Raw genomic sequence first — 12,908 nt, 5'->3', positions numbered from 1 at the left:
AATTATGGAAATAAGTATAACAAGTAAATTAAAAATAAACAATATTAGTATAGGAGATAAAAAAAAAGTAATTAGTGAAACAAATAATGGCATTACGTATTATTATGAATTAAATTCTAGAAATGAAATAAAAACAATATCTGTCCGCTCATGTTATGAATTTATTCTTGATAATAAAAAGGTCAATTGGCTTAATTTTAAAGAATTATTAGATACACATACGCATATAGAAATTCCTGATGATACATTCTATTTTGAAGAATTAGATCTTATAGTCTGGTTAAATAAATCCAAAAAAATATTTAATGAATTACTGATTTTTAATCAAGATTTAAAGAAATCATATGAAGATTATTTCAATAGTTTTATTGTTAATAAAAAGGTAATAAAAAAAATAGAAAATGATTTGTATTTTGCTCCATTTGTAGGGATTAATTCTTTTTACTTTGGTGAGAATATTGAAGAATTAATTCTTTTAGATGAACAAGAAATTAATATATTACCAAGTCGATATTATGTAGATGAAAAATATATTAGTTTTCGTTTTGATAAAATGTTATTGTCACAAATAATGGTAAATAGATATGCTTTTGAAGGGAAAATATATTTCAAAGAATTGAATCTTAAAAATAAAAAGGATTTGGATAATCTCATAGATAGAGAATTTAAAATTGAACGTAAAACTCATTGGGTTTTTCCTAATATTGGTATGGTTTTAAGTAAAGATAAAAGAGAACTTTATTTTGTTGATAGAGTTTTATTAGAATTTTGGAAGATGATAAATAGACCAATTACAAGTTGGTAATAACAAAAGACCTGACTGTATTAGTTAGGTCTTTTTTTTTAACTTAAAACAAGTGTATAGTAGTTTAAAAAATGATACACTGTTTTATCTTCGGAGAAGCCGTAGATGCAGCTACAGGGCGTGTGACCAATACCAATACAGATATAGAGTTACAAGGGGCAATTTCTATTGTATGGGAGCGTACCTATTATAGCGATGTATCCACGCGAGCAACCACATATTTCATAAGCTAACTTAAGGTAGTAAGTTTGTTTCAAATAATAAATAGATGAGCAAACAAGAAATAATGTATTCTCATGTAGAGGATTGGAGAACAAGTGGATTAACGCAATCAAGATACTGTGAAAGTGTAGGAATTAAATTAGCAACCTTTAGTTATTGGGTGGTTAAGTATAAGGCAAAGTCAGAGTCAACACAATTAGACAATAATTTTATAACTGTGACAAAAGACCAAGTAAGCAATAGTCAAGAATATGAAATCGTATATCCCAATGGTGTAAAGCTACGTGTACAAACAGACAATCTTAGCGAACTATATTCATTAGTAAACTTAGTATAATGTTTAGTTTGAGTAGTTCTAATCAATTTCATTTGTATAGACAAGCTTGTGATATGCGCAAGAGTTTTGATAGCCTTTGTGGACTTGTCCAGAATGAACTTCATCAAGTAGCTCATAACGGGAGAGTCTATATATTTATCAATAGACGCTGTAATCAAATGAAGCTCTTGCATTGGGAAGCAGGAGGCTTTGTACTATACCACAAACGCTTAGAACAAGGAACTTTTGCTTTTCCCACGCATAGTAAAGCTCAAATAAGTTGGAGTGATTTAGTACTGATGGTAGAGGGAATCCAGGTTATCAAAAGTAACCAAAAAAGGCGTTTTTCATTGAAGTAAAACAGGTTAAAACCTTGTATATTTAAGGCTTTTGACGTATTTTTACTTCATGGAAATAGACTTAGAAAACTTATCGAAAGAACAACTTTTGGCGCTTATAAAAAAGCAGTCCAAGACTATTTCCAAACAAGACAAAGTAAATACTAAGTTAGAGCAAAAGACATCTAAGTTAGAGCAAAAGACATCTAAGCTAGAACAAGAAAAGCAAGAACTCCAACGCTTAGTAGATCTTTTACGACGCATGCAATTTGGACAAAAACGCGAGCGTTTCGAAGACCCTAATCAAACACAGTTACCTTTAGAGGTTCAGCAAGCAGTCTTAGAAGAACAAGAAGAAGTAATCAAACAAGAGATCACTTATTCTCGTCAGAAGAAAAAACATCCAGGAAGAGCTAAACTACCTGATCATTTACCAGTAGAAGAAATAGAAATCTACCCAGAGGGAGATTTATCTGATAAGATTTGCATTGGTAAAGAAACTACAGATGTGTTAGATTATGTTCCAGGTTACTTTAAAATCAAACGGTACATCCGATATAAATACGCCACGAAAGATAAAGACAACACTCAAATTAGTATTGCATTGCTTCCAGAGCGAATTATAGATAAAGGAATACCTTCAGAAGGATTATTATCTACAATACTTGTTGACAAGTATGTAGATCACCTTCCACTATATCGCCAGAAGCAACGCTTTTCAAGAGAAAATATCGATATAGCTTCTTCTACTATAGATGGCTGGGCAACTCAAAGCATGGATGCTTTAAAACCACTATATGAAAAGCTTCTGCTGGACATCAAAAATGAAGGATATCTTCAAGTTGATGAAACCACCATCAAAGTCTTAGATGAGAAAAAGAAAGATAAATCTCATCTTGGGTATTATTGGGTGTATCACGCACCTATATCCAAACTCGTAATGTTCAATTACAGTCCCACACGTAGTGGTAGCGCTGCACTACCTGTATTAGAAAACTTCAAAGGATATCTGCAAACCGATGGTTATAGCGGATACAAAGCCTATGGAGCTAAGTCAGATGTAACGCATCTTGGTTGTTGGGCACATGCTCGTCGTGAGTTTGAAAGAGCTCTTGACAATGATAAGACAAAAGCACAGCATGTACTTATAGAAATACAGAAACTATATGCTGTGGAAAAAAAGGCGAAGGAACAAAACTTAACACCTGATCAAATCAAAGAGCTTCGTCTAAAAGAGAGTTTACCTATCATCAATGAACTTGGTAAGTATATGTTTGTTCAAATGAAACTTACACTTCCTAAAAGTCAAATAGGCAAGGCCTTTGCTTACTCTCAAACTAGATGGGATAATCTTAGTGCGTACTTATATGATGGAAATCTACAGATTGACAATAATCTTGTAGAAAACGCTATTAGACCTGTAGCGCTTGGTCGTAAAAATTACTTGTTCGCAGGATCACACGATGCAGCGCAAAGAGCAGCGATGGCTTATACCTTTTTTGCTAACTGCAAAAAACACGATGTTAATCCATATCAATGGCTTAAATATGTTCTAGAAAATATTCAATCTATCAATCATAAGAATATTACAGATTTATATCCTCATAACTATAAAAAGGCAATCTCTGACGCTGTAGAATAATTTTTATACCTCACAAGATGTACTTGCTAGGGTGGATACTGCGTATGGGTGGGATAGTAATGGGCAGGTGGATGTGTTTGGGTTGAGTAGTTTTGATCCATTTGAATTTGGTTTTATTACTTCTTTTCCTGATAATCTACATTTTGGTCAGCAAAGAGTTACACCTAATTTTAGTGATATTGGATCTCAAGCACATCCTTCAATTCGAGGACGTGCTATTTCTGATGTAGGAAAGGATATTGCAGCTAATAGAATAAATCCCAATATATTTTTAATTTCATATACTGTTGATCCTACTACAGGTAAGGCTGTGACTTTAAACAACAGAGGATTAGCAGCATTGTCCGAAGGAGGCAAAATGCCATCAGATGCTATATTTGTTCCTTTTGATAAAGTTCCTGAAAGACTTAAAAAAGATTTTGGTTTACTTGGATATTCAAATGAAGTTGTTCCATCAAAAAGTATTGCTGTTACTCAAAATAAGGATGGAACAGGATTAGATAGAATTATTAAAAACTATACATAATATAAATGAAAGAATACAATTACAGTTTAATACCTGAACGTGTTAATTTTGATATTTCAACAATCGACTTAAAAGTCCAATATTCTAGAAGGGAAACAAACGTTAAAGTTGAAGGAAAAATACTACAAGATTATAAGGATAGTTTAAGATTGCATGACATAAATATAACTTTTAATACAGTAGCAGAAGTAAAATGTATAACATTAGATTTTTTTGAATCTAATTATACTAATCATAAAATTTTTAAAGTTAATGAGGATTTAAATAAATTCGATTTTTGGGAAAGATTTGGCTATTGCCCAGATTCTGGATTTTATGAAGTAGATAGCTCAGAGTTGCTAAAAGAAAAGAACAAACTTTATGATCCATCAAATACATTTAATTTAAAACATTATTTGATAGTTGGGTATGATAGTTATATTGAAATACTAGCAGGTGGATATTTTTATGATATATCTAATAAATAAAATCAGTAATAAAAAGACTTAACTTAGTAATCAGGTTAAGTCTTTTTTTAATGACTACATGCAATATGTTAAAGTTGTAAAAGAATAGCGATACAGCATCATTAGTGATTATATCGGTCGCCCAGTACAGGCATTCGATGATAGAGGAGCTAAGATATGGAGTACAGACTATGACATCTATGGTAGATTAAGGAACTTAGAGGGAGAACGACCCCGCGCGACAGTTTGGCTCATTCGCTATAAACATCTACTAGATATTTACTAAACGCTCTGCCCTTATTTAGACAACTTGGTCAGTATGAAGGTATCGAGCTGAATGGGCTTTACTACAATAGGTTTAGGTATTATGATTCCACGACAGGGTTATACATATCTAAGGGTTCGATAGGTCTAGCAGGGAACAATCCTACTATGTATGCTTATGTATGGGATAGTAATGAGCAGGTGGATGTTTTTGGGTTAGATTTGATAGATGGTAAACCACAAAATCCTAGTATAGTTAGGAGGTTTATGTCAAGATCTGAGTATAAAGCATTTAAGAAAAATGGATTTAAATTTGATCCTACAGATACAAGAGGAGGGATTAGTGTAACATCTACCAAAATAAAACTACAAAATAGAGATGCAATTAAAAGAAGTACAGGGGCTTTTGGTGCAGATTATTATGTAGATATTGATACAAAAGGAAAAAATGTTGAGCTAAAAGGTAAAACAAAAGGAGGAGTTATGGATTGGAAGATTAAAGATGATGTTTCACCTAATGATATTGTAGGTTCAGGAAAAGTATATAAATAGATATGGAATTAAATAAATTGATAATTAAGTATTTAGATTTAAAAAGAGAGCTAATAGAGTTATTGTCTAATTTAGAAGTAGATAGTAAGTTGTCAGAAAATATTGATATTAATATTCTTTATGAATTAATGAAAGATAATACTTTTGAATGTAATGTCTTTGAGATTATGCTACATATAGATAGTGCATTAGCAACAGATTATATTAATAAATTTTATTTGGCTGGAGATCCGGAAAAGAAAACTAGATTTAAAGGAAATATTGATGTTATGTTAGATGATTATAAAGAAATATTGGGAAAAGATATGTTTTTGAAACTCATTGATGTTTTGCCTCTATCTACAAAAGAATTTCCTCCTATACGAGAAGCTATTGATTCTGTAAAAGATGATTGAAACATTATGATTTTTAGATGATGTCATTTATGATTAGTTAGGGTTAAATATAAAACAAAAGGCTTAATCTAGTAATAGGTTAAGTCTTTTTAAAATTAAATATAAATTACTGAATACCATATTGTATGTGTGTTTTGTGTCGGACGTCCGATACAGGCATTCGATGATAGAGGTACTAAGGTATGGAGTACAGACTATGACATCTATGGAAGGCTTAGAAACTTAGAGGGCGATAGACCCCACGCGATAGTCTGGCTCATTCGCTATAAACATCTACTAGATGTTTACTAAACGCTTTGCCCTCATTCAGACAATTTGGTCAGTACGAGGATGTAGAGTTGAATGGACTTTACTATAACCGTTTTAGGTATTATGATTCCACGACAGGGTTATACATATCTAAGGGTTCGATAGGTCTAGCAGGGAACAATCCTACTATGTATGCTTATGTATGGGATAGTAATGGGCAGGTGGATGTTTTTGGGTTGATTACTTCTGAAGCATTAAAAGAATTACAAAGTGAAATAAATTCTGTTTTTAGTAAATATGTACCTGATATAAAAGCTATTGATCCTGATGCTATTATTGGCTATAGATGAAGTACAGCTAGTGGTATTAGTACAGCTCATTTATCTTTAGATCAACAGAAGCCATTGAATTTAAATAGCTTTGATATTGACGCTTTTATACAATCGGATAAACTTTATAAGCAGTACAAGAAGAATCCATTATTTAAAAAGTCAGTAGAGTATTTAAAAATAAAAGAACTTCAAATGCAAATTAATAGTGAGTTAAAAACAAAATTTCCTGGGAACGATTTTAAAAAACAAAAATTTAGTTTTTACTTTTTAGTCAAGGAGCTTTTGATTTTAAAGAGATAGAGTAAGTAGCAGTATTGGTTTCTTTTTCGAGAGCTTTCTTACAATTTTACATTCCCTTAATACTACTGTCTAAATAAAACTGTAAATTACAAGGGTATAACTAATAATATCAAAACAATATGGCAAAAAGAGTTTTAATGTTGGCAGGTGATTTTGTGGAAGATTACGAAGTAATGGTTCCTTATCAAGCACTTTTATCTATTGGAGTACAAGTGGATGTAGTATGCCCTGGAAAGAAAAAGGGAGAAGTAATTGCTACTGCAATTCACGATTTCGTTGGTTTTCAAACTTATGCTGAATTAAGAGGGCATAATTTTGTAATCAATAAATCTTTTGATGAAGTAAAAGAGGGGGATTACAGTGGATTATACATTTGTGGAGGGCGTTCTTCTGAATATATTAGGTTGAATAAGAAAGTGATTGATATCGTTAAGTATTTCTTTGCACAGAATTTACCAGTAGCAGCTATCTGTCACGGTATCCAAGTGTTAACTCCAGCAAATGTGTTAAAAGGAAGGACATTGACAGCTTATCCTGCAGTAGGACCAGATATTGTACTGGCAGGAGGTAAGTATGAGGAGGTAGGTGCAGATAAAGCAGTAGTTGATGGGAATTTGGTGACTTCACCAGCTTGGCCTGGTCATCCCGATATTCTTAGAGAATTTTATAAAATGTTGGGCATTGTGATTGGCTAACATTCGAATAAATTATCCACATTTGCGATGCTAAAAAAGGAGAATTGATTTAACATTTCTTATTTTAGCATCGCAAATTTTTTTAAATATGATTACGAAAGAACAATTTCAAAGGGAATTAGATATAATTATCAGTAATGCTATTCGAGAAGATGTAGGTGATGGGGACCACAGTTCTTTGGCTTGTATTCCCAGTACAGCAACAGGTAGAGCAAAACTACTTGTAAAAGAAGATGGGGTAATAGCAGGAGTGGAGTTTGCTAAAATGGTATTGAATTACGTAGATCCAACTTTGGAAGTACAGGTGTGTATCGAAGATGGAACTCCTGTGAAGATTGGCGATATTATTCTTTATATATCAGGTAATTCTCAGTCAATTCTAAAAGCGGAACGTCTTATGTTAAACAGTATGCAGCGCATGAGTGCTATTGCAACTAAAACCAAGTTTTTTGCTGATTTATTAGAGGGGACTAATACGGTAATATTAGATACGCGTAAGACAACTCCAGGTGTTCGTGCTATTGAGAAATGGGCAGTTAAAATTGGCGGTGGTGGCAATCATCGATTTGCTTTGTATGATATGATTATGTTGAAAGATAACCACATTGATTTTGCAGGAGGGATTAAGGAAGCTATTGAAAAGACAAATCAATATTTAAAAGACAATAATAGAGATTTAAAGATTATTGTAGAGGCAAGAAGTATTGATGAGGTTAAGCAAATCTTGGCTTGTGAGAACGTTTATAGAATTTTGTTAGACAACTTTGATTATGCTATGACTCGTGAGGCTGTCGCTTTAATAGGAGATCAATGTCAAACAGAGTCTTCTGGCAATATTGATGAAACTACTGTTAGAGAATATGCGTTATGCGGTGTGAATTACGTTTCTTCTGGAGCATTGACACATTCAGTGCACAATATGGATTTAAGTCTAAAAGCAGTTGTTTAACCCGTAAAAGATGGTTGACGGTCAAGGTAGAGTAGTTTGTCCTTCTTGTGGTAGTACACAGGTAATGGAGTTTAAATATGAGCAATATTCTTGTGCTAATTGTAGGGAGTTATTTGTTGTCCTCGAAGGAGAGAAGACTGGTGAACTTAAGACTGAAGCTGTTGAACACATTCCTTTGAGCAATGAAAGTGGACGAAAGATGATTTCTATAGGGCTATTAATTTTTATGGCCATTGTCACCACAGTTGGTCAAAGATATAAGGAAAGTAAAAAGCCTGCAAAAAGCCTGAAACTTCACAAAGAAATGAAGATCTATCATATACCAAAGGTTTCAACGGATACAATTGCGTTGCGTTTGAAAAAAATGTAATCTAAATTATTATAATCTATACTACGCACTATTTTTATTGAGTTATATTTTATAGATAATGGTAATTTAAGTTGAATAGATTGCCTTGACTTAATGCTGTGTTCGGTGATTTTGCAGAGGTGATTTTGAGAAAGATAAAAAGAGAATTAGTAAATATACTGTTTCATAATGGCAAAGACATTAAAAAAAATAATTTGTCCACAATGTGGAAGTAATAAGATAAAAGAGTTAAAGGATGATTACTATAAGTGTGAAAGTTGTCAAACCAATTTTTTCTTAGATAGTGATGATATTAATATTAATCACAAATACACTTATAATGACAGTTATGATCCTAATGCAGAGAAGAATAAGAAAGCTGCCATAAAGTTTGTAATTATCTTTTTAGCTGTGATTTTGGTGTTAAGCTTTATAGGGCCAATTATCAGTGTAATTTCATCTTCAAAATCTAAGAATACGACAATAGTAGAACCTGTTCAAGAAATTGTACCTCCTAAAAAAGAGGTTAAGATGGTTCCTATGAGTATTAAGGCAAATACACTTTATAGGTTAAAAGAGAATAAAGTAACCTTAGTACAAGTGGCAACGACTAATGATTTTTTCGCAAAAAGAGATAAAGTTCGTTTATTTTTAATACTAAACGATGTGATAACGGGAGAAGAACTCAGTAGGAAACCAATTGATGTTGACTTGTCACTGAAAGGCGTTGGTCTAATGACTGACTTTTCAGTTGAGTTCTTTAAGATTTCAGATCGTGATTTATACCTTATTGTAAATAATTATCACTTACTGAAATTCAATGATGTTTTACAATGCTTTGAGAAAGTAGACGAAGAATTGTTTAGAAGTCACAAAGAGTTTAGTGAAGGTATCGCAGGATTAAAATACAATACTTTTGATGAAGGTATAGAAGTCACTAACAACTTGGGTAAAAAGTTTATGTATTATATATATTTGAACAAGGTGTATTCAAGTGATGAAGTCTATAAAGTCTATGATTTGCCATTGCCAAATGGAGTTAAAAAGACTGGTTACCTTTTTACAAGAAAGAGTTTTGATTATCCAGATGAAGCGAGACAACTAATTCAATATGATTATTGGTATCAAGAAGGATATCCGATGTATTATTTTTACTTTGAATGGAGGAGGGATTATGGTGGATCTGGTGTGTTTTCAAGTAGTTCACCACACAAGAAGGTATTAATATTGGATTATACGCGAAAAAAAGCGAGAATAGGAAAAGTAAGGGACTTTACGCCTAATCGAAAATATGCAGTAGGTACTGTTGTCGGATCAGATGAGGAAGGGGTGATCATTGCAATCAAACAGTCTATATTGGAGAATGAAACTTATTCTTTGCAAAAATTATCAAGCAAAGATGGCTCGATTTTATGGACGAAGAAAACAGAAATGAAAGGATTTAGAAATGTTGAAATGATCGATGGCGTATTCAAAGTAGGAGTAGATTATAATGTGTTTCAAATCTTTGATACAAAGGGTGAAGTACTTTCAACAATCGATCAATCCAATTTAAAAACACCAGTAGAAGAAAAAGAGTAAATTATGGGAATATTCAATTTGTTTAAAAAGCAATTGGCTACTGTTATTGAGTGGTCAGAGCAGAACAGAGAGATATTGTGGTTTCAATATCCCTCAGCAACAAGTGAAATTAAGAATGCTTCTAAGCTAATTGTCGGACCTGGACAAGGGTGTGTATTAGTCTATGAAGGAAAAGTGCAAGATACAATCACAGATGAAGGAGTGTATAGTCTATCTACTGATAATCACCCTTTTATTACTACACTGAAGAAGATTCGTCAGAATTTCGAAAGCGAACATAAGTTGTGCGTATTTTTCTTCAGAAAAGCACAAGTTGTGAATCAACAATGGGGAACTGCTACCCCTGTTAAGTATGTGGATAAAACCTATAATATCCCTATTGAGATGGGAGCTAATGGTAATTTCTCTTATAAAATCAACGACGTTGCTTTTTTATTTAATGAGCTATTGGGACAAGAAACTCACTTTGAAACCAAGGATATGAATGAGGTAATAAGTGGTAGAATACCTCAGGCAATTTCATCCTATTTGGCAAGTCAAAGTTTCGGTTATCAAGAAATTGATAGTCAATTAGAACTGATATCAAGTGAGGTCACTGCTAAATTAAATAATGAGTTTGCCAAATTAGGGTTAGAGTTAACTGATTTTAGAATTGTAGGAACTCTATTCGATGCTAATACCCAAAAGCGAATTGACAAAGTATCAGATATTGCTTCGGATGCAAAAGCTGCAGAGATGGCTGGTCTGTCTTTTGTTGAATTAGAGAAATTAAAAGCATTGAGAGATGCAGCTCGTAACGAAGGAGGAATGGCAGGAATGGGGATGCAGTTAGGGGCAGGTATGGAGTTGGGAAAACTATTTTCGGCAGAAACAAAATCTATTTTGGACGATGAAGGAGAAGATGTCTTAGAGAAGTTAAAGAAACTACATCTCTTGGTGAAAGAAGGAGTACTCTCTCAAGTGGAATTTGACGAGTTAAAATCAGAAATACTAAAAAAATATAAGTCATGAAATATATAATTGGAGTGCTTCTTACTTTGCTATTGCTTCTTGTGACAATGTATTTGGCACTTGGTTTTTGGGGGATTAGCATGTTTGACGCAATGCATTTAAACAATGCGTTTAAGACGATTGGAATTTTATTTGTTGCATCTATATTGTTAGTTCTGATTGTGTCTTATTTCTTTAAGAATCCTCACAAAGGATATGATACAACAAAAGGCAATATTGCGCATCCGAAGAAATAATCACTACCTTTGAATAGTAAAGAAGTAGAGTATGTCAAAAGAGATAGAGGATAAATTAGAACGTATTCCTATTCTCAATCAAATTGTATGTTTTTTTAAGAATATTAAGTTTTCTTTTTTAGAAGGATATTCTTTGTACGATTTGATTGAGTTGTATTTTGTGGGAATTGTCAAGGGAGCTTTTTCTTATAGAGCGGGGTCTATTGCCTTTAGTTTCTTTATGGCTCTGTTTCCTTTTGCCTTGTTTATTCTTAACTTGATACCGTATATTCCTGTAGATAATTTTCAAGCTGACTTTATGCAGTTTATTGCAGATTCGGTACCACCTACAACATTTGAAGCTGTGAAGTCCACGTTGGATGATATTATGAATAATAGTTACAAATCCCTCTTGTCTTCTGGTTTTTTGTTGTCTATTTTTTTAATGACAAATGGTGTTTTTGCTATCATAGGAGGATTTGAGTCATCATATCATATTACAATCTCTCGCAATATCATAAGACAGTATTTGGTAGCATTAGTACTGTCTGTTTTTTTAGCATTCCTACTTATTTTCTCAGTAGCTTTTTATGTGGGGTTAGAAGTTTTGATGTTTAAATTTGAGATTGATAATACTTTGATACAATGGTCGAGAAGTCTATTTTTATTGTTGATCGTCTTAGTGACTACTTCTATACTCTACAAGTTTGGCGCTAAGGAAACGAAGAATGTTTCATTTATCTCGATAGGATCCGTTTTTACTACTATTTTATATATTCTTACTTCCTTTTTATTTGGTGTGTATGTACTTCGTTTTGCGCGATATAATGAACTCTATGGGTCTATTGGAACTTTGCTTGTTGTGATGTTTTACCTTTGGATTAACTGTATGATTCTATTGTTAGGTTTTGAATTAAATTTAGCTATAAGTAAACTTAAGTCAAAAAAATAATTATATTTGGTTATAAACCTTAAACCAAAACGATATTTTATGAGAAACTCATTTTTGACAATAGTGTTTTTGTTCGTAGCTGTATGCACGGCAAATGCACAAGGCATAGTAGGTAAGTGGAAAACGATAGATGATAGTACAGGAAAAGAAAAATCTATTGTAGAGATTTATGAGAAAGACGGAAAGTACTACGGTAAAGTAGCTAAACTACTTAATCCGAGTAAACCAAATCCCAAATGTGAGAAATGTGAGGGAGATGAAAAAGGAGCGCCAATAGAAGGATTGGTTATCATTAAAGGCTTGCAGAAAAAAGGAGAGGAATACACAGGAGGTAAGATTACAGATCCAGAAAGTGGTAAGCAATACAAGTGTACTGTAAAGCTCAATGGAAAGGACAAATTAGACGTTAGGGGGTATGTTGGAATTTCTCTAATGGGGCGAACTCAAACTTGGGTGAAGGCAAATTAAGATTGTAGGATTGAAAGATAAGATAAAGAAAAGGTCATTGGCTATTGCCAATGACCTTTTTTATTGGATGTAAGTCTTGTACGGTATATAATTGGGTAAAAAAATAGAAGGGACTGCGCATTGTGCTATTTATACTTGGGATTATTCATAAATATTCATCGCTTCATTACATATAGGGCTATCTATATTTAGGAAATTTAAGACACTGTGTTATTTCGGTGTAACATAGGTTGAGTTATCAGTGAGCTCTATTGGTGTGGCGGTATAAATTTACACCAACCTGAAACATACTGATGTGTTG

The 12,908-nt window shown here is 32.8% G+C and carries 18 protein-coding genes and 1 pseudogene; all 19 read left to right on the top strand.

Going from position 1 to position 12,908, the window contains the following annotated elements; translation table 11 throughout:
* Positions 1 to 4: 4 nt before the first annotated feature.
* The 19 genes and pseudogenes from NWE55_RS03745 (at position 5) to NWE55_RS03655 (ending at position 12,607) form a co-directional block, all read left to right on the top strand.
* Positions 5 to 805 (top strand): hypothetical protein, encoded by an 801-nt coding sequence (locus tag NWE55_RS03745; protein WP_155093498.1) that lies wholly within the window; start codon positions 5 to 7, stop codon positions 803 to 805.
* Positions 806 to 876: 71 nt separating this feature from the next.
* Positions 877 to 1,038 carry a DUF6531 domain-containing protein gene (locus NWE55_RS03740; protein WP_258204613.1) on the top strand — a complete coding sequence of 54 codons (162 nt, stop codon included), beginning with the start codon at positions 877 to 879 and terminating at the stop codon, positions 1,036 to 1,038.
* 35 nt (positions 1,039 to 1,073) lie between these two features.
* Positions 1,074 to 1,364 (top strand): IS66 family insertion sequence element accessory protein TnpA, encoded by a 291-nt coding sequence (tnpA, locus tag NWE55_RS03735; RefSeq protein ID WP_258204220.1) that lies wholly within the window; start codon positions 1,074 to 1,076, stop codon positions 1,362 to 1,364.
* Positions 1,364 to 1,702, top strand: a complete 339-nt coding sequence (gene tnpB / locus NWE55_RS03730; protein WP_258204378.1) for an IS66 family insertion sequence element accessory protein TnpB — start codon at positions 1,364 to 1,366, stop codon at positions 1,700 to 1,702. Before tnpA ends, tnpB begins: the two co-directional genes overlap by 1 nt.
* Before the next feature lie 49 nt (positions 1,703 to 1,751).
* Positions 1,752 to 3,323, top strand: coding sequence for an IS66 family transposase (gene tnpC, locus NWE55_RS03725; protein WP_258204584.1), 1,572 nt, complete (start codon positions 1,752 to 1,754; stop codon positions 3,321 to 3,323).
* A gap of 31 nt (positions 3,324 to 3,354) precedes the next feature.
* Positions 3,355 to 3,849 carry a hypothetical protein gene (locus NWE55_RS03720; protein WP_208103214.1) on the top strand — a complete coding sequence of 165 codons (495 nt, stop codon included), beginning with the start codon at positions 3,355 to 3,357 and terminating at the stop codon, positions 3,847 to 3,849.
* A gap of 5 nt (positions 3,850 to 3,854) precedes the next feature.
* Complete coding sequence (locus NWE55_RS03715) at positions 3,855 to 4,316, top strand: hypothetical protein (RefSeq protein ID WP_155093487.1); 462 nt, start codon at positions 3,855 to 3,857, stop codon at positions 4,314 to 4,316.
* Between the two features lie 270 nt (positions 4,317 to 4,586).
* Positions 4,587 to 4,718, top strand: a pseudogene (locus tag NWE55_RS03710) (RHS repeat domain-containing protein); the annotation flags it as partial.
* 9 nt (positions 4,719 to 4,727) lie between these two features.
* Positions 4,728 to 5,111, top strand: a complete 384-nt coding sequence (locus NWE55_RS03705) for a hypothetical protein (protein WP_243731259.1) — start codon at positions 4,728 to 4,730, stop codon at positions 5,109 to 5,111.
* 2 nt (positions 5,112 to 5,113) lie between these two features.
* Complete coding sequence (locus tag NWE55_RS03700) at positions 5,114 to 5,506, top strand: hypothetical protein (protein ID WP_155093496.1); 393 nt, start codon at positions 5,114 to 5,116, stop codon at positions 5,504 to 5,506.
* A gap of 296 nt (positions 5,507 to 5,802) precedes the next feature.
* Positions 5,803 to 6,105 carry an RHS repeat-associated core domain-containing protein gene (locus NWE55_RS03695; RefSeq protein WP_166520727.1) on the top strand — a complete coding sequence of 101 codons (303 nt, stop codon included), beginning with the start codon at positions 5,803 to 5,805 and terminating at the stop codon, positions 6,103 to 6,105.
* Between the two features lie 401 nt (positions 6,106 to 6,506).
* Complete coding sequence (locus NWE55_RS03690) at positions 6,507 to 7,082, top strand: DJ-1/PfpI family protein (protein WP_155092417.1); 576 nt, start codon at positions 6,507 to 6,509, stop codon at positions 7,080 to 7,082.
* Between the two features lie 88 nt (positions 7,083 to 7,170).
* A complete protein-coding gene (gene nadC, locus NWE55_RS03685; RefSeq protein WP_155092416.1) occupies positions 7,171 to 8,031 on the top strand; it encodes a carboxylating nicotinate-nucleotide diphosphorylase in 861 nt (286 codons plus the stop codon).
* A 10-nt stretch (positions 8,032 to 8,041) separates the two neighbouring features.
* Entirely contained in the window at positions 8,042 to 8,401 is a 360-nt protein-coding gene (locus tag NWE55_RS03680; RefSeq protein WP_155092415.1) for a hypothetical protein, read from the top strand.
* A gap of 168 nt (positions 8,402 to 8,569) precedes the next feature.
* Positions 8,570 to 9,961, top strand: a complete 1,392-nt coding sequence (locus NWE55_RS03675) for a hypothetical protein (protein ID WP_155092414.1) — start codon at positions 8,570 to 8,572, stop codon at positions 9,959 to 9,961.
* A gap of 3 nt (positions 9,962 to 9,964) precedes the next feature.
* A complete protein-coding gene (locus NWE55_RS03670; RefSeq protein WP_155092413.1) occupies positions 9,965 to 10,972 on the top strand; it encodes an SPFH domain-containing protein in 1,008 nt (335 codons plus the stop codon).
* Complete coding sequence (locus NWE55_RS03665) at positions 10,969 to 11,208, top strand: hypothetical protein (RefSeq protein WP_155092412.1); 240 nt, start codon at positions 10,969 to 10,971, stop codon at positions 11,206 to 11,208. Before NWE55_RS03670 ends, NWE55_RS03665 begins: the two co-directional genes overlap by 4 nt.
* 31 nt (positions 11,209 to 11,239) lie before the next feature.
* The gene (locus NWE55_RS03660) at positions 11,240 to 12,139 is read left to right on the top strand and encodes a YihY/virulence factor BrkB family protein (RefSeq protein ID WP_155092411.1); all 900 of its coding nucleotides are present in this window, start codon (positions 11,240 to 11,242) and stop codon (positions 12,137 to 12,139) included.
* Positions 12,140 to 12,178: 39 nt separating this feature from the next.
* Positions 12,179 to 12,607, top strand: coding sequence for a DUF2147 domain-containing protein (locus NWE55_RS03655; protein WP_155092410.1), 429 nt, complete (start codon positions 12,179 to 12,181; stop codon positions 12,605 to 12,607).
* Positions 12,608 to 12,908: the final 301 nt, after the last annotated feature.

The sequence above is a fragment of the Myroides albus genome (genome assembly GCF_024722315.1).
GTDB lineage: Bacteria > Bacteroidota > Bacteroidia > Flavobacteriales > Flavobacteriaceae > Flavobacterium > Flavobacterium album_A.
Note: the sequence above shows the minus strand (reverse complement) of the source record. Positions and strands in the feature narration are given on the sequence as shown.